Here is a 21,907-nt window from a genome sequence, read left to right as displayed (position 1 = left end):
AAGAAAGGGAGTTTTCTCTTTTTTTAAGATTTTTTTAAAGAAATGAGGTATAATAAATCATAATTAAAGGAGAGTATCATGTCTAACTATCGTAGAACTTCAAAACCAAAAACAGAACACATCAAAAAGGGATTTACTGTCTTTCAAAAAACGATTGCTACCATCGGTAGTATCCTTGGCCTCATCACCGCTACTATCACCATTATGAACGCCATGGATAATAACAAAAACAACAAAAAAGAACCGACGACAACCCAAACAACTGTTGTCAAGGAGATTCAAAAGGAATCCCCTCAGGAAAATACTACACCTAACAGGGACAACACTTCCACTAAAGAAAATACCACGCAAGAAGAAACTTCTCAATCCAATAAAAAAGAGGAGAAAAAAGAAGAGCAGAAAACAACAACTCAGGATTCTTCTACACCTTCCTCAACAAAAGAAACAAGCGATAATGGAACACAGTCAAATACGACGAGTTCTGAAACTAAAACGAACCAGTAATCACCAAAATAGCTTCTTTCCAAATTTGGAAAGAAGCTATTTTTTATTGTTGCAATACTTTTCGTGGTTTGGTTCCCTCAGCTGGACCGATGACACCTGCCATTTCGAGTTCTTCCATAAGGCGGGTCGCACGATTAAATCCAACTGACAAACGACGCTGAATCATTGAAGCGCTAGCTTTCTGGGTTTCGATAACCAAAGCCTTAGCTTCTTCAAAAAGCGGATCGCCACCAGCTTCACCATCAGAAAAATCTCCTTCATTTTCAGGAACATCTCCTGGGTCAAAGCTGTCATCGTAGTCCGCATCTGCCTGAGCCTTGATGAAGTTTACGATACGTTCAACATCATCATCCGAGATAAAGGAACCTTGCAGACGGACTGGATGATTTTCATCAATTGGTTTAAAGAGCATATCTCCTCGACCAAGCAGTTTTTCTGCTCCATTCTCATCCAAGATGGTTCGTGAATCTGTACCTGATGAGACTGCAAAAGCCACACGAGATGGGACATTGGCTTTGATAAGACCAGAGATAACATCAACCGATGGACGCTGCGTTGCGAGAATCATGTGAATCCCTGCGGCACGCGCTTTCTGTCCGAGACGAATAATGGCATCTTCCACTTCCTTGCTAGCCACCATCATGAGGTCTGCCAACTCATCCACAATGACAACAATCAAAGGCAGCGGTACTTGTTTGTACTCAGATTGGCTATTAAATTCCTCAACCTTGGCATTGTAACCAGCGATATTTCGCACACCAACCTTGGCAAAGAGTTCGTAACGGTTTTCCATCTCATCCACAACCTTTTGCAGGGCCTTGCTGGCCTTGCGTGGATTGGTCACAACTGGGATCAAGAGATGAGGAATGTCGTTGTAAACTGATAGCTCAACCATCTTTGGATCCACCATCATAAACTTGACTTGGTCTGGTCTTGCTTTCATCAGAATGCTAGCAATAATACCGTTAACTGCGACTGATTTCCCTGATCCCGTCGAACCTGCAACGAGTAGGTGGGGCATCTTGGAAAGGTCAAAGGTGCGGGCAGTTCCATTGACCGCCTTCCCTAGAGGAATTTCGAGGAGATTTTCTGGTTTAGTCTGAGACTGTTCCCAGAGTTCTCGGAAGGAAACAGTCGCGATTTCTGAGTTAGGAACCTCAATTCCGACTAAGGATTTACCAGGTATTGGTGCCTCAATCCGGACGTCCTTGGCCGCCAGAGCTAGCGCTAAGTCATCTGCCAGATTGGAAATGCGGTTAACCCGTACACCAACTGCTGGCTTGACTTCATACTTGGTAACTGATGGTCCTATTTCAGCCCGTTCCACCGTCACCTTGATACCAAAGCTAGCAAAGGTTTCTTCTAAAATTTTGATATTTTCTCGAACAATCTTCTTTTCCTTGGACTGATCTTTGGGTTTATCTGGCGCAAAGAGTTGCAAGCTTGGCAGTTTGTATTCGAGAGCTTCTTTGGCAGAAAAATCAACCTGCACCTCTTCATCCTCAAAGTCTTCTTCCACATCTGGAACGTCAAAATCAGTTTGAGGGAGGATAATCTCCGGTTCGATCCACTCTTCCTCAGGAATTTGGGGGAAATCGTAGTCTGGTACCTCTGATAAGATTTCTCCCGTTTCAGGATCTACAGGAGGAAGCGGTAATGCATCCTGTTCTTCTTGTTCTCTCTGAATTCTGGCGGCTTCTTCAGCTTCTTGACGAGCCTTCTCTTCTTCTCTCTTGATGAAGCGTTCCTGTTTTCTCTGTTCCTGTTTTTCTATGAAGGATCTGAACTGAGCTCCAATAAAGGCTGCAACATCATAAATAGACCAGGGACTAACCAAGAGTGCCCCAACTAGAATCAAGAGAACTCCAATAAAGTACGATCCGATATTGGAGAAAAGAAAGGATATGGGGATATAGAGTCCAACACCAAGCAGGCCTCCACCAGCAAAGCTAGTCACCCGCATACCAGTCAGGTCCGTCATAACTTGAGACAGGGTCCCTTTTAGGACTGACTGCTCCAAGCCATATTTCCATACCAAGTAGGCCTCAAAAATCAAGAGTAAGCCAGCAAAGATACAGAGAAATCCTGACAGAAGTCCCTCTTGCTTGCGGATCCATTTAAAAAGAAAAAGATAGATGAGGAGACCACCTATGGCCACATAGGCCAAACTTCCGACCACCAGTCGAATGAGATTGTAAAGAGTGACACCTGCTGCACCGAGTTTGAGGGCTGCAATAATTAACAATAAGGCAATTCCTAAGGAAATTAGCATCCTCTGGATAGCCTGTTTTCTTTCAAGTTCTGCTTTAGACGGTCTCCGTCTTGTTTTTGTAGTATTCTTGTTTGCCATTCTTCTATTATACCATATTTCACAGCCATTTCGAATAGAGAAAAAGATTGCACCAAATGGTAACAATCTTTCTATTCTAATCCTTTTTATGCTTGTGGTTTTCGTAGGTAACCATAAACCACACCGCTTACGATTGCTCCAATCAAGACAAAGACTAGGTAAAGTAGGGCATTTGAAGTTAGAGCGATAACGAAGATTCCTCCGTGTGGCGCCATGAGTTTGATTCCTGCAAGACCAACGAGTCCACCTGCTACTGCTGAACCAAGGATAAAGCTTGGAATCGCACGAGCTGGGTCTGCTGCACCAAACGGAATTGCTCCCTCAGTGATAAATGACAAGCCCATGATGATGTTTGTTAAACCAGAGTTGCGTTCTTCTTTGGTAAATTTATCTTTGAAAAGAAGGGTTGCGACAAAGATAGCAAGTGGTGGAACCATTCCTCCAGCCATAACTGCTGCCATAGCTACAGAACCACCTGAAGAAACAGTCGCTGCAAGCGTACCTGTACCAAAGACATAAGCAGCTTTGTTAACCGGTCCACCCATGTCAACAGCCATCATGCCTCCAAGAACGATACCAAGAAGGACAGCTGAACCTCCTCCAAGACCGCCTAGGAAGGCATTCATAGCGGTGTTGATTCTTGCCATTGGGATGTTAACAGCTAGCATGACAAATCCAGTCAAAATTGTTCCAAAAAGTGGCAAGAGAAGGATTGATTTAGCACCTTCAAGTGAACGAGGAACTTTGACATATTTCTTGATAGCAAGAACCAAGGCTCCTGCGATAAATCCACCAACAAGTGCACCTAGGAAACCAGATGAGACACCTGCAAGAGTTGAAGTTGCTTCACCACCTGCGGCATAAGGAATTTTACCAAAGGCAAAACCTTCTTTAGCAATAGCACCAGCCACAAAACCAGCTACCAAACCTGGTTTTTCAGCAATAGAGTAGGCTACATAACCAGCAAAGACTGGAAGCATCAAGCCAAAGGCTGCTCCACCAATTTTCATGAACATAGAAGCTAGTTCATGGTAGGATCCGAGATTGCCAAGACTATCTTGTGGCACACCAAAAGCTCCGTCGATTAAGAAGGCGAGGGCAATCATGATACCACCACCGATAACGAATGGCAACATTTGAGATACACCACTCATCAAGTGTTTGTAGAAAGCTCCACCGATACTTTGTTTTTCATTAGATGCTGTTGCAGCTTTTGCTCCATTAGCAGCACGATAAACTTCAGCATCTCCTGAAAGAGCCAAGTTGATCAATTCTTCTGTCTTACGGATACCGTCTGCAACTGGACGGTTAACCAATGGTTTGCCATCGAAACGATCCATTTCAACGGCCTTGTCTGCTGCGATGATAACAGCTTTAGCCTTGCGAATGTCTTCTGCAGTCAATTGATTCCCAACACCGCTAGCACCATTGGTTTCAACCTTGATACCAACACCCATTTCAGCAGCCACTTTTTGAAGGGCTTCTTGAGCCATGTAAGTGTGGGCAATCCCTGTCGTACAAGCTGTAACAGCTACGATAAAATCACCAGATTCATTGGCAGGTGCTTGAACAGGCTCCTCAGCTTTTTCTGAAGCTTGGTCAAAGAGTTCAATGACTTGATCTGCAGATGTTACTTGACGAAGTTTGTCAGCAAAACCGTCTTTCATCAAGTATTGAGACAATTCTGCCAAGGCTGCCAAGTGAGTGTCATTGGCACCTTCTGGAGCTGCAATCATGAAGAAGAGGTCTGTTGGTTGCCCATCCAAGCTTTCATAGTCAACACCCTTGTTTGACTTAGCAAAGAGAACCGTTGCTTCTTTGACAGCAGAGTTCTTGCTGTGAGGCATAGCGATTCCATCACCCAATCCAGTGGAAGTGAGAGCTTCACGCGCTAAAATTCCTTCTTTAAAGGTTTCATAATCTGTCACATAACCGTGATCTACCAAACTTTTAATCATCTCTTCAATGACAGCTGTTTTCTCAGTTGCCTGCAAATTCAGCAACATGACATCTTTTCTCAATAGGTCTTGAATTTTCATCGTTTTTCTACCTCAACTTTTTCATATGTTTCTTTAATAAATTCCGCTGTTGCCAAGTCATCTGAGAATGTGGTTGCTGTGCCACAAGCCACTCCCCTTTTGAAGGCTTCTATTGCGTCTTTTGATTTGACAAATTCACCTGTAAATCCAGCCACCATAGAGTCACCAGCTCCAACTGAATTTTTGACTGTTCCCTTGATAGGTCTGGCGAAGTAAGATCCCTCAGATGTGACAAGAAGAGCACCGTCGCCAGCCATAGAGATGATAACGTTTTGTGCACCTTTAGTCAACAATTCTCGAGCATATTTCTCGATTTCATCTAAACTTTCGAGTTTCACTCCAAAGATAGCTCCTAGTTCATGATTGTTTGGTTTGACCAAAAGTGGCTGGTAGTCCAAACTATCAATCAAGGTCTGTCCTTCAAAGTCACAAACAACTTGCGCACCAGTCTGGCGTGTCAAGGCAATCAAATCCTTATAGATAACATTGCCTAGGTTCTTAGCACTCGAACCCGCAAACACAACCGTATCTTCTGCTGTCAAACTAGATAAGATAACTTTCAATTCTTCCAGCTGAGCTGATTCCACATTTGGACCTGTTCCATTGATTTCTGTTTCTTGGTCTGCTTTAATCTTGACATTGATACGAGTATCTTCTGCTACTTGGACAAAACGAGTTTCGATTTCCTCTTCTGCCAAAGTATCTGTGATAAATTTACCAGTAAAACCTCCGATAAATCCAGTCGCTGTATTTGGAATACCCAAGCGTTTCAAAACTCGACTGACATTGATTCCTTTCCCACCAGCAAACTTATCATCACTGTCCATACGATTGACACTGCCGACTTGAACTTGGTCCAAGCGCACGATATAGTCAATGGATGGATTGAGTGTGACTGTATAAATCATACTTCTATTACCTCCGTTTTCTTCTTAATAGCCTGCAAGAGCTCATGCCCTTGACTTGTGATGACAATAGCGCGTTTAAGTGGCGCTACCTTGGCAAAGCAAGTTTGACCAATCTTTGACGAATCAACCAAGACATAGGTTTGTTTGGCATTCTCTAAAATAGCACGCTTAACGGCTCCCTCCTCCATATCTGGAGTCGTATAATAACCATCGTCGACACCATTCATCCCGATAAAGGCACGGTCAAAGTGCAATTGGTTAATTTGATTAAGAGCAACTCCACCGATACATGCATCTGTTGCCATCTTGACACTCCCTCCAACCATGACAGTTGGAATCTGTTTTTCAACCAACTGAACCGCATGGTGAATGGAGTTGGTCACAACTGTGATATTCTTATTAACCAATTCCCTGATTAAAAAAGCAGTTGTCGTTCCAGCATCGATAAAGATGACATCTTTTTCCTTAATAAGGGATGCTGCTTTTTGAGCCAGTAGCTTCTTCTCTTGAAGGTTTTTGACAGATTTTTCTTGGATGGTTTCTTCTTCCTGCAAGGAGTGGGGTAATTCTGCTCCTCCATGTACACGGCGAAGCTTGTTCTCCGCCTCCAACTCGTCCAAATCTCTTCGTACTGTCGATTCTGATGTTTCTAATAGATTAACCAATTTTTCTAGGGAAACTACATGATGTTGATTTAACTCTTCTAAAATCAATTGCTTCCGCTCAGTTTTTAACACCAAATCACCTCCTGTTATCGTTTACACTATTCATTCTAGCACATTCTCTACTAAAGTCAAGCATTTTTTATCATTTTCTTTCAAATTCTATCATTTTTCTTATTTCCAAAATTTTTATTGCAAGATAAGTGGCTTTATGGTAGACTATTTGAGTAAGTATTGGAAGATTACTCAAGAGGCTTAAGAGGCCGTGTTGGAAACGCGGTAGGCGTGTAACAGCGTGCGTGGGTTCGAATCCCATGTCTTCCGTAGAAAAAGAAAAACTGCACCTCAATGCAGTTTTTTTATCGTTCTAAGAATAATATCTAGAAATGAAAGGCTGAGTTACTCTAACTATCACACCATATTTGTCTGTATCCTCCCCTATCCTAATTCATAAAAAAACAAGTAGTTTATTAAGACTACTTGTTTTTCTTCTAAATCTTAGGATTAGATATTACTTTTATCTTTTTTATCTGAAGATTTGTCTGTTGATTTATCAGTGGATTTGTTTGAAGATTTATCTGAAGACTTGTCTGTTGATTTATCATTAGACTTAGTTGAGTTTTTACGGACAATTTTATCATAACCTTCTGTATCATCAAGCAACTCTGTTGCCAAAGTACGGTAATCTTCTTGTGAAATCAGCCAGTTTCCATCCTTATCCTTGGTTAATTTGATTTCTGTATCAAAATCACCAGTAGTGAAAGGTGTATGAGCTAAGTTAGGATCAACGTCACTGTAGGTTGAGAAATCTTTCTTAAATAGATGCTCAAAAATCCAGTAAGAAACCAATGTTTGGTAACGCTTGATGTCAACGTTTGAACCAGCTTGATTGTATTTACCTAGGTTATCAACACCTCCAATAAGAGTAGTGAGAACTTCCCTTGTAGATGAAGCCAATCCTTTAGAGTGTAACTTCTTAGAGTTGAAAGTAACAGTCGCTGTATTTCCTGATTCATCAACCTTCACGTCTTTAACAGTGTAAGAACCGATATCTTGATATAATCTACGTCTCATCTTCAAGAAACCTGAAATGGTTTCTTCTGGAGTTTCTACAGGGAAATCTTTGTGCCATTGTACTGAATAGGTAGATGCAGGTGAAAGCCCTTCTTCTTTGATTTTTTCACTTGTTTGTACAGCAAATACTGCCTCACTCCATTTTTCATAAGTGTCGCCATAAATCTTCTTAAATCGAGCAGAGTCGCTAGTAAGAACTGAGTCTAAGAGAATCTCAGCATCTTTTGTAACTTTTTCTTTAACTTCTGCAGCTTCATCTTTCTTCTCAACTTGTTCCGTATTCTCCTTGTTATCAGAAGAAGCTTCAGATGACTGATTAGAAAATACAGAACATGCACCCAAGACAACTGTTGAAAGTGCTAAGATACTTAGTAACTTGATCTTTTTCATGTTTCACCTCTTTATGAAAATTTACTCTTGGAGACTACCTCCAAGGATAGTTGTTTAGAAAAACACTGGGTTTATCTAACGGAGAATGGGGGATTCGAACCCCCGCGCCAGTTACCCGACCTAACGATTTAGCAAACCGTCCTCTTCAGCCTCTTGAGTAATTCTCCACTAACACACTAGAATAAATAGGATACAACGAAGGATACAACAAAGGATATAATTTGGAAAAAATCTACTGTATACCTGTTCATAATGGAGCCGGTGGGAGTCGAACCCACGTCCAAACACCTGCCAACATATTTGTCTACAACCATAGGTTATGTATTATTTTAACAGTCCCTCGACACATAACTCAAGCCTAGGAACTGCGAGTCTATTAATCTCTTATCAAACCACTAGACAAGGCTTGATCGTATCTCGCTAATCATAAGACCTGTCATTGAACACGAGCAATCCAAATCAGGTCACGCCTGCTGGTTTTTAGGCAGCTAGAGCGTAAGAAGTGTTATTTTTTGCAGTTATATTTAACTGAGCGTTTACGTCGCCACACGGGTTGCAAAATATGCCTCATAATGCCTGTCGAATCCGTAACGACCCCAGGATGTTAGAACTATTATAACCTATCTTCAAAAAAAATGCAAAATCAAGCCAATTCTTTAGAACAGATACGTTTTCAAGGCATCTGATAATGCTTGATAACCGGCTACACTTAGATGGAGGCCATCCGTTGTATAGGTTGATTGAAGTTGCCCTTCTGAATCTGTCAAACTATCATAAATCGGCACAAAATCTACCTGCATATAGGCGGATGCTAGAGCCTCATAGGCTTGATTCCATTCTCTGATCTTTTCATTGGTACGAATATATACTGTCTGCTTGTATTCTTCTCCTTCATTGACTGGCAGAATAGAAACAAGCTTTATTTGTGACAGCGGATAATCTCGGTTGAGCGATTGAATCACACCTTCAAGATTATCCAAGGCTTCATTCATGGGAATATCTTTTCCAATATCATTTGTTCCTATTAGGAGAACAATTTGATCGACAGCATCACCATAAAGATGGGCATCCAAATTCTCTAATAACAATCTCGTCTGATAGCCTCGTATGCCACGATTAACAATCGTCTTGGCAACCCCAAACAACTCTTGAAGAGGGTAATACTCCACTATCGAATCACCAATAAAGATGATATCTGGCTCTAGAACAGATACTTGATTCAATTCACGATACTTGGTTTGAATTTTTTTCTGCTCCTTTAAAAGCCAATTCTCTAATAACTGTACTGCCACCCTATCCCTCTTTCTCTAACCAATTCTCTAGAACTTGATACACACCCGCCTGGCTGTTGGCTGGTGCCAGGGCAGTCGCAACTGCCTTGACCTCATCAGCCGCATTTTCCATCGCATAGGCAATTCCAGCCAGCTCTAACATTTCTATATCGTTTTCGCTATCACCAAAAGCCATGATTTGTTCTGATGTCAAATCCCAGCGCTTGAGTAATTCTTCCAATCCCCAAGCCTTGTGAACCCCAGCCTGCAGGATATCGATACAGCCATAACCGCTAGAAACAGCTCTTACACGACCATCAAATAAATCATTAATTTCCTGCAAAACTGAACTAGAACGTTCTTCACCAACAACCATGCTCATCTTTAACACTCCACCGAAGAGGCCAGCTTGCAAGTCTTCCACAAAATTCATTCGTTGATAGAATTTTTCAATCATCTCTGGTGTCATAAATTTTTCTAGGTCTGTAAACACAGTCCCTTTCTTGACAAAACCACCCTTCATACCTGTTACAACAAACTGATCTCGGCACTCTCTCCCTTTAAAATGAAGGAGAGCCTTGTCAACCGTAGCATCATCCCAAATCTGCGCTTGAATCAGTTTATTGTTTTCAAAAATACGCGCCCCATTGGCAACTACCAGAACTACTCTACTCGCCAAGTGCTCCAGTAATTGCCTCATACGGTGAACTTCATTCCCTGTCGCAATGACAAAACGGATATCCCTTTGATCCAGCTGATCTAAAAGCTTTTCCAAGCGGGGCAAATCCAGCTGCCCCCTCGGGTCTAGCAAGGTTCCATCCATGTCTGTTGCAATCAATTTAATCGTCATCTCGTCTCCTTTAGGGCAAGTGCCTACCACTTCAACCCTACATGTTCATTCATTTCTTTATAGGCCGTGTCAATTCGTTCCTTGGTCGCCTCGTCCAACTTGTCACGGTGACTGCCTCCCTCGATGAAGTCCTCTAGGATATAGGTCTGATAGAGGAAGAGCGGATAGCCTTCTGGAGAGTAAGTCCCTTTGGGTGTTCGATTGACCCAAGTCGGATGCGCTTTGGCAGTTTCAATCCTAGTCTTGCCATCTTTTTTCTTAATGGTCACATCCATGAGAACACCGCGCTCCGTCCACTTGGCATTTTCCTCATCTTGCATGGTTTCAATGCGCTGGTTTGAGAGGAAATTTCCCATGGAATAGATAATCAGTTTTTTGTCACCATCTTTTTCAACTGTTTCAGCAGGTTCAACGACGTGAGGATGCCCTCCAAAGATAATATCGGCTCCCCAGTCAATCATTTTATGGTACAGTTTTTTCTGTTCTTCCGTTGGTTCTAGCTGATACTCAATTCCCATCTGAGGCATGATGACAGTAATATCCGCCTCCTTCTCTGCACGCTCGATTTCTGCCTTCATCTTATCTTCATTCAGGTCAGAAAGATAGCGATTATAGTCCTCTTGAGAGATATATTGCTCAATGCCATTAAAACCGTAGGAATAGGCCAGGAGAGCTACCTTGATACCATTGACTTCCTTGATGACTATAGGTGCTTGGTCTCGGGATTCATGCGTGTAGACTCCGATGGGTGTCATTCCAGCCTTTTCAATAGCTTGAGCCGTTGAAACCACTCCCTCAATTTGAGAATCCAAAATATGATTATGAGCCAAGTCTAGAACTTGGTAGCCTGCATCCTTGATCGCATCCATGACTTCTCCTGGAGCATTAAAAAGAGGATAACCTGCCAAGTAGTGGTCCTTGTTCACCGTTCCTTCAAAGTCACCAATTACTAAATCAGCTTGCTTGAGCCAGGGTTTTACATACTCAAAATTTTCATGAAAATCATAGGTCCCATCTTCTTTAAGAGCTGTTCGGTAGATAGGGATATGATAAAGAAGGTCACCATTTGCCATGATACGTGCCGTTGTTTCACCAGACTGATCTTCCTTGGATTGACTGGAAGTACTTGCAGAATCAAGAGTTTGACTACTAGGACTCGTTCCCTTACTACCTTGTACTGCTCGAACTAATAAGTTTCCCCCCATGGATAAGGCAACTGCAAGCAATAACATAATAATAAACTGGGCATTGGTCCAGGATTTATAATTCCGAAAGAAATCCACACTAGTTCTCCACACCCCATAAAGAGAGCCCTGAGACCGTCTATCTTGTCGCTTTTCCATCTTTATTCCCCCTTGCCTTTTGGTGCAAGTCTTTTCTTTTATTATACCACAGACAAAAGAGGAATACCGTTTATTATATTATTTTTTAGGAACTTCTGCGACTTTCTTTCTCGCCTATTTTGTGTTATCATGTAGAGGTAATGAAAGGAGAGAAAATGTCTGCAATAGAACGTATTACAAAAGCTGCTCACTTAATTGATATGAACGATATTATCCGCGAGGGGAATCCAACTCTTCGCGCAGTTGCTGAGGAAGTTACTTTCCCACTGTCTGACCAGGAAATCATCCTTGGCGAAAAGATGATGCAATTCCTCAAACATTCCCAAGATCCTGTTATGGCTGAGAAAATGGGGCTCCGCGGTGGTGTTGGGCTGGCTGCTCCCCAGCTCGATATTTCAAAACGCATTATTGCCGTCTTGGTCCCAAATATTGTGGAAGAAGGTGAAACTCCACAGGAAGCCTACGACTTACAAGCTATTATGTACAATCCAAAAATCGTCTCTCACTCTGTTCAAGATGCTGCTCTTGGTGAAGGAGAAGGTTGCCTGTCTGTTGACCGTAACGTACCAGGCTATGTCGTCCGCCATGCCCGTGTCACTGTTGATTATTTTGACAAGGACGGCGAAAAACACCGTATCAAGCTCAAAGGTTACAACTCTATCGTCGTCCAACATGAAATTGATCATCTAAACGGAATCATGTTCTACGATCGTATCAATGAAAAAGATCCATTTGCTGTCAAAGATGGACTCCTCATCCTCGAATAAAGAAAATCCCGTTGCAAGACGGGGTTTTGTGTTATAATAGAGGCATGAAAACAAATGATATTGTCTATGGCGTCCACGCCGTTACAGAAGCCCTCCTTGCAAACACTGGAAATAAACTCTACCTCCAAGAAGATCTTCGAGGTAAGAATGTTGAGAAGGTCAAGGAACTGGCTACAGAAAAAAAGGTGTCCATTTCTTGGACTTCAAAAAAATCCCTGTCTGAGATGACCGAAGGCGCTGTTCACCAAGGTTTTGTTCTACGAGTGTCAGAATTTGCCTATAGCGAGCTGGATCACATCCTTGCAAAAACACGTCAAGAAGAAAATCCTTTGCTATTGATTCTGGATGGTCTAACTGACCCTCATAATCTGGGTTCAATCTTGCGAACAGCTGATGCGACCAATGTTTCAGGTGTCATCATTCCCAAGCACCGTGCTGTCGGAGTGACTCCTGTCGTTGCCAAAACGGCCACAGGTGCTATTGAGCATGTACCGATTGCGCGAGTGACCAACCTCAGTCAAACCTTAGATAAACTCAAGGATGAAGGCTTCTGGACCTTTGGAACGGATATGAACGGTACCCCTTGCCACAAGTGGAATACAAAAGGGAAAATCGCCCTCATCATCGGAAATGAAGGAAAAGGCATCTCTAGCAACATCAAAAAACAGGTCGATGAAATGATTACCATTCCCATGAATGGGCATGTTCAAAGCCTCAATGCCAGTGTTGCTGCAGCCATTCTCATGTACGAAGTTTTCCGAAACAGACTATAAAAAAAGTTTCCAATCACTTGATTGGAAACTTTTTTCTTAACTATGTTCTGTGATAAATTTATAGGCTTCTTGACCAGCGATAGCCCCATCTCCAACTGCTGTTGTCACTTGGCGAAGGTCTTTCTGGCGAACATCTCCAACTGCAAAGATACCGTCAACGGCAGTTTTCATGTGATTATCTGTTACAATCCAGCCTGCCTGGTCTTGAATATTCAATTCTTTAACAAAATCGCTAACAGGATCCAAACCAACATATATAAAGACACCACCGAAGGCTTGCTCTGTCACTTGACCCGTTTTTACATTTTCAAATACGACAGATTCTACTCGGTTTTCACCTTTGATTTCTTTGACAACAGAATCCCAGATAAAGTTGACTTTCTCATTTGCAAAAGCACGGTCTTGCAAAACCTTTTGGGCACGAAGTTCATCTCGACGGTGAACAATAGTGACAGTCTTGGCAAAGCGAGTCAAGAACAGAGCTTCTTCTACCGCTGAATCTCCACCACCGACTACGAGCAAGTCTTGGTCACGGAAAAAGGCTCCATCACATACGGCACAGTAAGAAACACCACGACTGTTCAGTTCTTCTTCTCCAGGTACACCCAAAAGACGGTGTTTTGACCCAGTTGCCACAATGACCGTACGGGTTTCGTAAACTTGATCATCAGTGATTACCTTCTTATAGTCACCCTGGTCTTCAATATTTTCAACATAGCCATAAAGATGCTCCACTCCAAGGTTTTCAAGTGGTTCAAACATCTTTTCAGCCAATTCAGGTCCACTGATATTGGCATAACCTGGATAGTTTTCAATATCAGATGTGTTATTCATTTGCCCGCCTGGCAGACCACCTTCAATCAAAGCCACTTTCAGATTGCTGCGAGCAGCATATAAGGCAGCGGTCATTCCCGCAGGTCCAGCACCGACAATAATCGTATCGTACATTTCGATTCCTTCTTTCTTGTTGTAACTATCTTTATTCTAACTCATTCTTGCTAGTCACGCAAGGATTATGCCTTGAAAACCAAGAGCAAACTCATGACGGCAAAGGATAACACCGGAACGACCAAAACTCCAATCATAATCATATCATAGAGATGAGCTTGGCGAGCTTTGGCTGTCTTGTCCACACCAGACATGGCTCTCAATCCAATCCAAATCCCCAGAAAAATCACGACAAGGATGGTCGTTAAGATCAAACTCTCGAAATATAAAGAAAATAAATGCAGTAGCATGATCTCTCTCGTTTCTATCTTTTTTAAAGAGTAAACTCAGCTAGTCCAACTAACTGAGTTTTCCTTTTTCTATTATATCAAATATAAGTCCGTTTGTAACTAGCAAAAAATTCTTTTGTCCGTTCTTCTTTCGGATGATTGATGATTTCATCCGGTGTGCCTGACTCGATGATTTTCCCTTTATCTAGGAACAAAATCTTATCTGCCACTTGGGCTACAAAAGACATATCGTGACTAACCAAGATCATGGTCTGACCAGACTTAGCGGCATCTGCAATAGATTTTTCCACTTCTCCGACCAATTCTGGATCAAGAGCTGATGTTGGTTCGTCCAAGAGCAAGACATCTGGTTTCATAGCAAGCGCACGCGCGAGGGCAACCCGTTGCTTTTGTCCACCTGATAAATGGCGAGGATAATGGTTTTCACGATCAGAAAGACCAACCTTGGCCAACTCTTCCTTAGCGATTTTTGTTGCTTCCTCGTCCGATAATTTTTTAACGACAATCAAACCTTCCTTGACATTGTCAAGAGCAGTTCGGCGTTCAAACAAATTAAACTGTTGGAAAACCATAGACAACTTGCGACGAAGGGTTAGAATTTCTTCTTGGCTAATCTGAGAAAAATCAACTTTAAAATTGTCAATCTGAATCGTTCCACTATCTGGAGTTTCAAGATAGTTTAAACTTCGAAGAAAGGTTGATTTCCCAGCTCCAGATGAACCAATCAAAGCCACTACCTCACCTTTTTGGATATCCAAGTTCAGATGATTCAAGACTGTCTGTCCTGAAAAGGATTTGCTTAAATTCGAAATCTTAATCATTAACGAAGGTCTCCTTTCACATCTGTAGACACTGTATCCGGTGCTGAGATAGCCATTTTTCTCTCGATGAAACGGCCGAGGCTTTCAATTCCGATATTGACTACCCAATAGACAAGGGCTACGGAGATGAAACGTTCAAAATAGCGATAATCAGCTCCACCTAAAATCTGAGCTTGGGCAAAGACCTCCACAACACCTGCGCTAAAGGCTAGAGAAGTCCCCTTGGTCAAACCGATGAGGGAATTAATCAAGGTTGGAGTCGCAACTACCGCCGCATTTGGAATAATCACGCGACGATAAACTTGCGCTCGCGTCATACCCAAACTGCGTGCCGCCTCAATTTCACCGGGATTAACAGAAAGGATGGCCGCACGAATCGTTTCACTTGCATAAGCCGCCTCATTAAAAGCAAAGGCCACAATCGCAAAAAGCGCTGCTGGAATCGCATTGATATTGAGACCAGTTCCCCATTGTTGGTTGATAGCTTTCAGTAACAAAGGAATTCCATAGTAGGTCAACATAAGTTGAACTAGGATTGGGGTACCTTTTAAGAAGCTAACGAAAAAGGCTTGCAAGGGATATAAAATCCTAACACGATTGATCTTAACAATGGCAAAAATTAGGGCAAGTAGCAAACCAAAGAGTGCACCTCCAAGCGTCAACATCAAGGTTGTAGGCAATTGTTGGACAATCCTTGGAATTCCATCAAAGACCGAACGCAAACTAAAGAGCTTACCATCCGGAATGAGTTGCATCAAACTTTGGTACCAATCTGATGCTAAAAATGTTGTAACAGTCATAAAAACATCCTCTCCTGATAATGATTCATTCTATCATACTTCTGCTCGCAAGCAAATTATTTGCTACGGGCTGCTCAGACTTTGTCTATCTTCTAGTTTATCACACTTTAAAACAGGGAGGCTATATATTTTACCTATCAAGGAGATAGATAAAAACTATCTCAAACCTAAGTCCTCATAGGTTTTTCTATAGCCAATTTGTTTAACAGCACCATTCTCCACCAAAATTGGACGTTTCAATAACATACCATCACTCGCTAGAAGCTTAGCTGCTTCTTGTTTTGACAAACTTCCCACCTTATCTTTTAGGCCCAGTTCACGGTATTTGATCCCGCTAGTATTGAAAAATTGTTTCACTTCAAAACCGGAAGTTTCCAACCAGTTCAAAATCGCGTCTTCACTTGGTGTTTCTTCTACGATGTGGACAGCTTGGTATTCCAGTCCAAGTTGATCCAATTCATTTTTTGCTTTCTTACAAGTTGAACATTTTGGGTATTCGATAAATTCTAACATCTTCTTTTCTTTCTATTTTTTATTTTCTTGAAATGCTGCACCTTCATGTTGCAAGAGCCAGGCTTTCTTTTCGACTCCAGATGCATAGCCTGTCAGACGCTTGCCTGACCCTAGCACACGATGACAGGGTACGAGGATGGACCAAGGATTACGCCCCACTGCTCCACCAATCGCTTGGGCAGAAGCCACTTGCAAATCTTGAGCTATTTGTCCGTAAGTTACTGTTTGACCATAAGGAATGGCCTGTAAGTAAGCCCAGACTCGCTTTTCAAAATCCGTTCCAATGGGAGCCAAAGGTAAGTCAGATAGATCCTGAACACTGCCTTCGAAATAGGTATCTAAATAGGAAATAACCTGGTCTAGGACAGGATGTTTCTTAACTACTTCTATACTATCTCCAGCGATTCCCCTCTCAAAATGAGTTTGGTTCTGTACCCAAATTCCATACAGATATTGCTTGTCAGCAACTAAGGATAAGGTTCCAATTGGCGACGGGTAGAGCATTTTTGCGTACTTTTTCTGCTTCATTTTTTTAATTTCTGATAGGCCAAACGTTCCCCATCAACTGGAACCTTACCGACCTGTTGGAAGCCCAGCTTTTCAAAGATATGCTGCATGGTCTTGTTTTCTGCATGCGTATCTGAACGAAAATCTAGATAATCAAAACCTTCAACCAAGCCTTCTAGGAAAGTCTGAGCAACACCTTGTCCTTGGACATCTGCTGCCACAGCGATACGGTGAAAGACCAAATATTCTAATTCTTCCCCCTGCCAACTCCCTTCATAAATGGCTTCATAGGCTTCCTCCGGGCTCTTGGTCACAGCAGCATAAGCTAGTAGTTCTCCTTCTTCCAAGGCCACATAGGCTTGGCCTGAGATGATATCATCAATAATGATATCGGCATTTGGATAGCCATTTTGCCACTGGTCGCTACCAGGCTTGGCTAAGCACTTTTTAGCATCCTCCATCACCTGCATAATCGCATCAACTTCGTTTGGAAAAGCTAAACGAATCTCCATCTTTTTCCCTCATTTCTAACTGTTTTCTCTCATCATAGCATAATTTAAAGCTTTCTACAAGCAGTTGAAACTTGACTTTTGTTTTTTATTATTTTATAATCTAGTTATCAAAACTAGATAAAAAGGAGTTGGAAATGAATTCTAACTTTTCCTACCCAAAATGGGAAGACATTCCAAACATTGACCTCTACCTGGATCAGGTTCTGCTTTATGTCAATCAGGTCTGTGCCCCTATCTCTCCAGATAAAGAAAAGGGGCTAACAGCATCCATGGTCAATAACTATGTCAAACATGGTTACCTGACAAAGCCAGACAAGAAAAAATACCAACGCAAACAGATTGCCCGCTTGATTGCCATCACCACTCTCAAGTCTGTCTTTTCGATCCAAGAAATCGCTCAAACACTGAATACTCTGCAAACTCAAGCAAGCTCAGACCAGCTCTACGACGCTTTTGTAGACTACATGAACCATGGGATTGATCCAGAAAATTCTATTATCCAAACTAGCTGTCAAACCGTTAAACTCTATCATCAAACTCTAGACTTAATCCTTATCAAAGAAGAGGAGGAAATCCAATGAATACCAGTCTAAAACTCAGTAAAAAGCTCAGTTTCGGAGAGGAAATTGCTAATAGTGTGACCCATGCTGTGGGTGCCGTTATCATGCTCATCTTGCTCCCTATTTCATCCACCTATAGTTATGAAGCACACGGATTTTTATCATCTTTTGGCGTTTCTATCTTTGTTATCAGTCTCTTTCTCATGTTCCTCTCATCAACCATTTACCACTCTATGGCCTACGGTTCGACCCATAAATACGTCTTGCGAATCATCGATCATTCTATGATTTATGTGGCTATCGCTGGCTCTTATACGCCGGTCGTATTGACTTTGATGAATAACTGGTTTGGCTATCTGATCATTGCTATTCAGTGGGGAACGACCATCTTTGGCATCCTCTATAAAATCTTTGCTAAAAAGGTCAATGAGAAATTCAGCCTTGCCCTTTACCTGATTATGGGCTGGTTGGTTCTGGCTATCATTCCTGCCATTATCAGTCAAACAACGCCAATTTTCTGGAGTCTCATGGTAACTGGTGGGCTCTGTTATACAGTTGGAGCTGGATTTTACGCTAAGAAAAAACCTTATTTCCACATGATTTGGCATCTCTTTATCCTAGCGGCGTCTGCACTCCAATATATTGCCATTGTTTATTACATGTAAAAAAGTTGAGAATCTTTTCTCAACTTTTTTCTTTACACATATTGATAAAGTACTGGTGCAAGCCAACATCATCTGTCAATTCTGGATGAAAAGAAGTTACCAGCATATTTTTTTCTTGGGCTGCAACGATTTGATCATCAACTGTTGCTAAAACTTCTACACCCTCTCCAACACTGCTGATAATCGGTCCACGGATAAAGGTCATGGGAATCTGACCAACTCCCTTACAATCTGCTTCTGTATAAAAACTTCCTAGTTGACGCCCATAGGCATTACGCTCTACTACTATATCCATAGTGGCTAGGTGACTTTCTTCCTGAGAAGTAATTTCCTTAGCTAGCAAAATCAAACCGGCGCAGGTTCCAAAGACTGGGAGTCCAGATAAAATAGCTTCTCGGATGGGAAGCAGCATCTGCTGGTCGCGCAAGAGCTTGCCCATGGTTGTAGATTCTCCACCAGGCAAAATCAAACCGGACAAGTCACTCTGATATTTCTGAAAATCATCTAAATTTCTGATTTCGACACTAACAACACCTAACTTTTCTAGCACTTTTGCATGTTCTGCAAAGGCGCCTTGCAAGGCCAATATTCCAATTTTCATCTATTTTCCTCGCTCTGCCATGAGAATTTGAATTTCATTCTCATTGATACCAACCATGGCTTCCCCTAAATCTTCAGAGATTTGAGCCAGAATTTGAGGATTTTGGTAGTTGGTTACGGCTTTGACAATAGCACTTGCTCGTTTAACAGGGTCGCCTGATTTGAAAATACCTGAACCGACAAAGACACCCTCTGCCCCCAATTGCATCATCAGCGCAGCATCTGCTGGCGTTGCCACACCTCCAGCTGCAAAGTTAACAACTGGTAATTTTCCATGTTCATGGACGTATTGGACCAATTCAACAGGGACTTGCAAGTCCTTGGCAGCCACATAAAGTTCATCCTCACGGAGATTTTGAATGCGACGGATTTCTTGATTCATCATGCGCATATGGCGAACGGCTTGAACAATGTCACCTGTACCCGGTTCTCCTTTTGTCCGAATCATGGAAGCTCCTTCAGCGATACGACGCAAGGCTTCACCCAAATCCTTAGCTCCACAAACAAAAGGAACTTGAAATTCTTTCTTGTCCACATGGAAACGGTCATCAGCTGGAGAAAGCACTTCACTCTCATCGATATAGTCAATCTCAATAGCCTCTAAAATCTGAGCTTCTACAAAATGTCCGATTCTGACCTTGGCCATCACTGGAATGCTGACCGCTTCTTGGATTTCCTTAATCATCTTTGGATCACTCATACGGGAAACTCCACCAGCTGCACGAATATCAGCTGGAATCCGCTCCAAGGCCATCACAGCAGCCGCACCAGCAGCCTCTGCGATACGGGCCTGTTCAGGGTTCTGAACGTCCATGATAACCCCACCTTTGAGCATCTGTGCCAAGTTTTTATTTAGTTCATAACGATTTTCAGTCATTTCTTAATCCTCATCATTTGTATTGGTAGCTACCATTTCATTTTAAGCCAGATTAGAATGAAGTACAAGATAAAAAAAGGATAATTGTATGGGTACAGATTGATACTCAATGAAAATCAAAGAGCAAACTAGGAAGCTAGCCGCAGGTTGCTCAAAGCACTGCTTTGAGGTTGTAGATAGAACTGACGAAGTCAGTAACATATATACGGTAAGGCGAAGCTGACGTGGTTTGAAGATATTTTCGAAGAGTATAACTAAAAAACTATCTGACCTTAACCTAAGGCCAGATAGCTCATCAATTTCTATTTTTCAGCTGTAAGTGCAGCCATTGTGATGTAGTTGTAAGGTTTGTTAAAGTGTGGCAAGAAGAATAGGTCTGTCAATGCCAATTTATCAATTGTCACATGCTCTTGGATAGCAAGTGAGAACATGTGGATTCCCATACTGATAGCAGCATCATGTGAAACCATTTGTGCACCAAGGATTTCGCGGCTGTCTTTGTCAAAGACAATCTTGATGGCAACTTCGTGGTTGTCATGTTTGATAAATTCTGGTTTTTGAAGATCGTTAAAGCCAGTTTCAGTTGCGTTATAGCCAGCAGCTTTGGCTTTTTCAAGAGTCAAACCAGTCGAAACCATGTGAAGACCGTAGATAGAGATACCGTTTGATCCTTGTACACCGATTCCTTCCAATTCATGACCACAAGCATTATAAGCACCAACGATACCAGTACGTACAGCGTTAGAAGCAAGTGCGATGTAGCTTGTATCTTTACGTGCATTGTCATAAACAGTTGCACAGTCACCAACAGCGTATACACCTGGGATAGATGTTTCTTGTTTCTTGTCTACGAGGAAGGCACCGTTACGGAAGAGTTCAATCTTACCATCAGCAAGAGCTGTGTTTGGACGGAAACCAACAGCAAGAACCACCATATCCACATCAAATGTTTCTTTGTCTGTTACCAAGCGTTCAACTTTTCCATCACCTTGGATAGCTTTAACTGTTTGACCAAGAGCCAAGCGGATGTTGTGGTCTTCCAAGTTCTTCGCCATCATTTGTGTGAAATCTTTATCATAGTAACCGTTCAAGACAGTGTCTACGATATCGACAAGCACCACTTCTTTTCCAAGACGCTCAAAGGCTTCTGCAAGTTCTACACCGATGTAACCACCACCAACAACGGCAATGCGCTCAAGGTGTTTGCTCTTGTCTTCAAGTTTTTCAATAACTTCTTCAGCGTTTTGGTACAATTTAACAAATTGTACATTTTCAAGAGTCGCTTTGAATTCGCGGTTACCCTTAACGATTTCAACACCTTCGATTGGAGGCAAGATTGGAGTTGAACCAGTTGCAAAGATCAATTTATCATAAGACTCTTTGTGTTCTTTACCTTCAACTTCTGCAGTCACAACTTTGTTATCGTAGTCAATTGAAAGAACTGGTGAGTTCATGTAAACTTTAGCACCTTTTGCTTCCAATTTTTCTTTATCAGAGTAGAAGAGACCTTCTGGGCCATCAATTTGTTCCCCGATCCAAAGCGCCATTCCACAACCAAGGAATGAAATATTTGAGTTTTGGTCAAATACTACGATTTCGTTCTCATGTCCGAAGTTGTCCAACATGGTATTAATACAAGCTGTACCAGCGTGGTTAGCACCAACTACAACGATTTTACTCATAGAAAAATTCCTACCTTTAATTTTTGATTTACCTTTCTAGTATATCATTTACTGTTAGCGTTTACAAGATATTTGCTCAGAATTCTCTTTTTTTCAGAAAAAAATACACTTAACATTGATGAATCTACTTTTTCTATCGTTTTCATATTAATTTTGAGCATATTTCTTGACTTTTTGTCAAAATTCATTTGTGAAAACGCT

General features: G+C 41.9%; 23 protein-coding genes, 2 tRNA genes and 1 other RNA gene. 6 read left to right on the top strand and 20 right to left on the bottom strand.

The window, feature by feature from the left end; translation table 11 throughout:
• The first annotated feature begins 78 nt into the window (after positions 1-78).
• The gene (locus PCY17_RS06755) at positions 79-504 is read left to right on the top strand and encodes a DUF6556 family protein (protein WP_070838164.1); all 426 of its coding nucleotides are present in this window, start codon (positions 79-81) and stop codon (positions 502-504) included.
• A 43-nt stretch (positions 505-547) separates the two neighbouring features.
• On the opposite strand, the gene PCY17_RS06750 is transcribed toward PCY17_RS06755, so the two are convergent.
• The 4 genes from PCY17_RS06750 to PCY17_RS06735 all read right to left on the bottom strand — a co-directional run bounded on the left by PCY17_RS06750 (position 548) and on the right by PCY17_RS06735 (position 6,538).
• On the bottom strand, positions 548-2,854 hold the full coding sequence (locus PCY17_RS06750) for a DNA translocase FtsK (RefSeq protein ID WP_083321239.1): 2,307 nt from the start codon (positions 2,852-2,854) through the stop codon (positions 548-550).
• An 86-nt stretch (positions 2,855-2,940) separates the two neighbouring features.
• Positions 2,941-4,893, bottom strand: coding sequence for a fructose-specific PTS transporter subunit EIIC (locus tag PCY17_RS06745; protein ID WP_301392260.1), 1,953 nt, complete (start codon positions 4,891-4,893; stop codon positions 2,941-2,943).
• Positions 4,890-5,801, bottom strand: a complete 912-nt coding sequence (gene pfkB / locus PCY17_RS06740) for a 1-phosphofructokinase (protein WP_301392259.1) — start codon at positions 5,799-5,801, stop codon at positions 4,890-4,892. The genes PCY17_RS06745 and pfkB overlap by 4 nt, the downstream gene beginning before the upstream one ends.
• A complete protein-coding gene (locus PCY17_RS06735; protein WP_000920628.1) occupies positions 5,798-6,538 on the bottom strand; it encodes a DeoR/GlpR family DNA-binding transcription regulator in 741 nt (246 codons plus the stop codon). Before PCY17_RS06735 ends, pfkB begins: the two co-directional genes overlap by 4 nt.
• A 161-nt stretch (positions 6,539-6,699) precedes the next feature.
• Between PCY17_RS06735 and PCY17_RS06730 the strand changes: the two genes are divergently transcribed.
• Positions 6,700-6,787 (top strand) — tRNA-Ser (locus tag PCY17_RS06730).
• Positions 6,788-6,967: 180 nt separating this feature from the next.
• Here the strand turns inward: PCY17_RS06730 and PCY17_RS06725 are convergent.
• From PCY17_RS06725 to PCY17_RS06700, 6 genes are all read right to left on the bottom strand, one after another.
• Positions 6,968-7,927 (bottom strand): hypothetical protein, encoded by a 960-nt coding sequence (locus tag PCY17_RS06725; protein WP_000721420.1) that lies wholly within the window; start codon positions 7,925-7,927, stop codon positions 6,968-6,970.
• A gap of 79 nt (positions 7,928-8,006) precedes the next feature.
• Positions 8,007-8,094: transfer RNA gene (locus PCY17_RS06720), tRNA-Ser, on the bottom strand.
• 83 nt (positions 8,095-8,177) lie between these two features.
• Positions 8,178-8,525: a transfer-messenger RNA gene (gene ssrA / locus PCY17_RS06715) on the bottom strand.
• 58 nt (positions 8,526-8,583) lie between these two features.
• A complete protein-coding gene (locus PCY17_RS06710; protein WP_070568972.1) occupies positions 8,584-9,219 on the bottom strand; it encodes an SGNH/GDSL hydrolase family protein in 636 nt (211 codons plus the stop codon).
• A 1-nt stretch (position 9,220) separates the two neighbouring features.
• A complete protein-coding gene (locus PCY17_RS06705) occupies positions 9,221-10,048 on the bottom strand; it encodes a Cof-type HAD-IIB family hydrolase (protein ID WP_070568974.1) in 828 nt (275 codons plus the stop codon).
• Positions 10,049-10,071: 23 nt separating this feature from the next.
• Entirely contained in the window at positions 10,072-11,391 is a 1,320-nt protein-coding gene (locus PCY17_RS06700) for a CapA family protein (RefSeq protein WP_301392258.1), read from the bottom strand.
• Positions 11,392-11,546: 155 nt separating this feature from the next.
• Here PCY17_RS06700 and def point away from each other — a divergent pair, with 155 nt between their 5' ends.
• The gene (gene def / locus PCY17_RS06695; protein ID WP_042767740.1) at positions 11,547-12,158 is read left to right on the top strand and encodes a peptide deformylase; all 612 of its coding nucleotides are present in this window, start codon (positions 11,547-11,549) and stop codon (positions 12,156-12,158) included.
• Between the two features lie 44 nt (positions 12,159-12,202).
• Complete coding sequence (rlmB, locus tag PCY17_RS06690) at positions 12,203-12,931, top strand: 23S rRNA (guanosine(2251)-2'-O)-methyltransferase RlmB (RefSeq protein WP_000855742.1); 729 nt, start codon at positions 12,203-12,205, stop codon at positions 12,929-12,931.
• A 36-nt stretch (positions 12,932-12,967) separates the two neighbouring features.
• On the opposite strand, the gene trxB is transcribed toward rlmB, so the two are convergent.
• From trxB to PCY17_RS06655, 7 genes are all read right to left on the bottom strand, one after another.
• Positions 12,968-13,879, bottom strand: a complete 912-nt coding sequence (gene trxB / locus PCY17_RS06685; protein ID WP_000272345.1) for a thioredoxin-disulfide reductase — start codon at positions 13,877-13,879, stop codon at positions 12,968-12,970.
• Positions 13,880-13,944: 65 nt separating this feature from the next.
• Positions 13,945-14,169 carry a DUF4059 family protein gene (locus PCY17_RS06680; RefSeq protein WP_000924294.1) on the bottom strand — a complete coding sequence of 75 codons (225 nt, stop codon included), beginning with the start codon at positions 14,167-14,169 and terminating at the stop codon, positions 13,945-13,947.
• Positions 14,170-14,246: 77 nt separating this feature from the next.
• On the bottom strand, positions 14,247-14,990 hold the full coding sequence (locus tag PCY17_RS06675) for an amino acid ABC transporter ATP-binding protein (RefSeq protein ID WP_000590996.1): 744 nt from the start codon (positions 14,988-14,990) through the stop codon (positions 14,247-14,249).
• Positions 14,990-15,790, bottom strand: coding sequence for an amino acid ABC transporter permease (locus PCY17_RS06670; protein WP_301392257.1), 801 nt, complete (start codon positions 15,788-15,790; stop codon positions 14,990-14,992). The genes PCY17_RS06675 and PCY17_RS06670 overlap by 1 nt, the downstream gene beginning before the upstream one ends.
• A gap of 156 nt (positions 15,791-15,946) precedes the next feature.
• The gene (locus PCY17_RS06665) at positions 15,947-16,303 is read right to left on the bottom strand and encodes an arsenate reductase family protein (RefSeq protein ID WP_084877952.1); all 357 of its coding nucleotides are present in this window, start codon (positions 16,301-16,303) and stop codon (positions 15,947-15,949) included.
• A gap of 12 nt (positions 16,304-16,315) precedes the next feature.
• The gene (locus tag PCY17_RS06660) at positions 16,316-16,831 is read right to left on the bottom strand and encodes a methylated-DNA--[protein]-cysteine S-methyltransferase (protein ID WP_084877950.1); all 516 of its coding nucleotides are present in this window, start codon (positions 16,829-16,831) and stop codon (positions 16,316-16,318) included.
• The gene (locus tag PCY17_RS06655; protein ID WP_084877948.1) at positions 16,828-17,322 is read right to left on the bottom strand and encodes a GNAT family N-acetyltransferase; all 495 of its coding nucleotides are present in this window, start codon (positions 17,320-17,322) and stop codon (positions 16,828-16,830) included. Before PCY17_RS06655 ends, PCY17_RS06660 begins: the two co-directional genes overlap by 4 nt.
• 134 nt (positions 17,323-17,456) lie before the next feature.
• Here PCY17_RS06655 and PCY17_RS06650 point away from each other — a divergent pair, with 134 nt between their 5' ends.
• Positions 17,457-17,903, top strand: coding sequence for a DUF1836 domain-containing protein (locus PCY17_RS06650; RefSeq protein WP_301392256.1), 447 nt, complete (start codon positions 17,457-17,459; stop codon positions 17,901-17,903).
• On the top strand, positions 17,900-18,547 hold the full coding sequence (locus PCY17_RS06645; RefSeq protein ID WP_001097972.1) for a hemolysin III family protein: 648 nt from the start codon (positions 17,900-17,902) through the stop codon (positions 18,545-18,547). The genes PCY17_RS06650 and PCY17_RS06645 overlap by 4 nt, the downstream gene beginning before the upstream one ends.
• Positions 18,548-18,566: 19 nt before the next feature.
• On the opposite strand, the gene pdxT is transcribed toward PCY17_RS06645, so the two are convergent.
• From pdxT to nox, 3 genes are all read right to left on the bottom strand, one after another.
• Entirely contained in the window at positions 18,567-19,148 is a 582-nt protein-coding gene (pdxT, locus tag PCY17_RS06640) for a pyridoxal 5'-phosphate synthase glutaminase subunit PdxT (RefSeq protein ID WP_301392255.1), read from the bottom strand.
• Positions 19,149-20,024 carry a pyridoxal 5'-phosphate synthase lyase subunit PdxS gene (gene pdxS / locus PCY17_RS06635; protein WP_000138520.1) on the bottom strand — a complete coding sequence of 292 codons (876 nt, stop codon included), beginning with the start codon at positions 20,022-20,024 and terminating at the stop codon, positions 19,149-19,151.
• A 302-nt stretch (positions 20,025-20,326) separates the two neighbouring features.
• The gene (gene nox, locus PCY17_RS06630; protein WP_000036761.1) at positions 20,327-21,706 is read right to left on the bottom strand and encodes a H2O-forming NADH oxidase; all 1,380 of its coding nucleotides are present in this window, start codon (positions 21,704-21,706) and stop codon (positions 20,327-20,329) included.
• Positions 21,707-21,907: the final 201 nt, after the last annotated feature.

It is taken from the genome of Streptococcus sp. SO2 (assembly GCF_030440025.1).
This window is presented reverse-complemented; position numbering and strand designations above follow the sequence as displayed.

Coding starts and splice junctions, on each gene's coding strand:
- PCY17_RS06755 (WP_070838164.1), top strand. CDS start 79: ATGTCTAACTATCGTAGAACTTCAAAACCAAAAACAGAACACATCAAA.
- PCY17_RS06750 (WP_083321239.1), bottom strand. CDS start 2,854: ATGGCAAACAAGAATACTACAAAAACAAGACGGAGACCGTCTAAAGCA.
- PCY17_RS06745 (WP_301392260.1), bottom strand. CDS start 4,893: ATGAAAATTCAAGACCTATTGAGAAAAGATGTCATGTTGCTGAATTTG.
- pfkB (WP_301392259.1), bottom strand. CDS start 5,801: ATGATTTATACAGTCACACTCAATCCATCCATTGACTATATCGTGCGC.
- PCY17_RS06725 (WP_000721420.1), bottom strand. CDS start 7,927: ATGAAAAAGATCAAGTTACTAAGTATCTTAGCACTTTCAACAGTTGTC.
- PCY17_RS06705 (WP_070568974.1), bottom strand. CDS start 10,048: ATGACGATTAAATTGATTGCAACAGACATGGATGGAACCTTGCTAGAC.
- PCY17_RS06700 (WP_301392258.1), bottom strand. CDS start 11,391: ATGGAAAAGCGACAAGATAGACGGTCTCAGGGCTCTCTTTATGGGGTG.
- def (WP_042767740.1), top strand. CDS start 11,547: ATGTCTGCAATAGAACGTATTACAAAAGCTGCTCACTTAATTGATATG.
- rlmB (WP_000855742.1), top strand. CDS start 12,203: ATGAAAACAAATGATATTGTCTATGGCGTCCACGCCGTTACAGAAGCC.
- trxB (WP_000272345.1), bottom strand. CDS start 13,879: ATGTACGATACGATTATTGTCGGTGCTGGACCTGCGGGAATGACCGCT.
- PCY17_RS06680 (WP_000924294.1), bottom strand. CDS start 14,169: ATGCTACTGCATTTATTTTCTTTATATTTCGAGAGTTTGATCTTAACG.
- PCY17_RS06675 (WP_000590996.1), bottom strand. CDS start 14,990: ATGATTAAGATTTCGAATTTAAGCAAATCCTTTTCAGGACAGACAGTC.
- PCY17_RS06670 (WP_301392257.1), bottom strand. CDS start 15,790: ATGACTGTTACAACATTTTTAGCATCAGATTGGTACCAAAGTTTGATG.
- PCY17_RS06665 (WP_084877952.1), bottom strand. CDS start 16,303: ATGTTAGAATTTATCGAATACCCAAAATGTTCAACTTGTAAGAAAGCA.
- PCY17_RS06660 (WP_084877950.1), bottom strand. CDS start 16,831: ATGAAGCAGAAAAAGTACGCAAAAATGCTCTACCCGTCGCCAATTGGA.
- PCY17_RS06655 (WP_084877948.1), bottom strand. CDS start 17,322: ATGGAGATTCGTTTAGCTTTTCCAAACGAAGTTGATGCGATTATGCAG.
- PCY17_RS06650 (WP_301392256.1), top strand. CDS start 17,457: ATGAATTCTAACTTTTCCTACCCAAAATGGGAAGACATTCCAAACATT.
- PCY17_RS06645 (WP_001097972.1), top strand. CDS start 17,900: ATGAATACCAGTCTAAAACTCAGTAAAAAGCTCAGTTTCGGAGAGGAA.
- pdxT (WP_301392255.1), bottom strand. CDS start 19,148: ATGAAAATTGGAATATTGGCCTTGCAAGGCGCCTTTGCAGAACATGCA.
- pdxS (WP_000138520.1), bottom strand. CDS start 20,024: ATGACTGAAAATCGTTATGAACTAAATAAAAACTTGGCACAGATGCTC.
- nox (WP_000036761.1), bottom strand. CDS start 21,706: ATGAGTAAAATCGTTGTAGTTGGTGCTAACCACGCTGGTACAGCTTGT.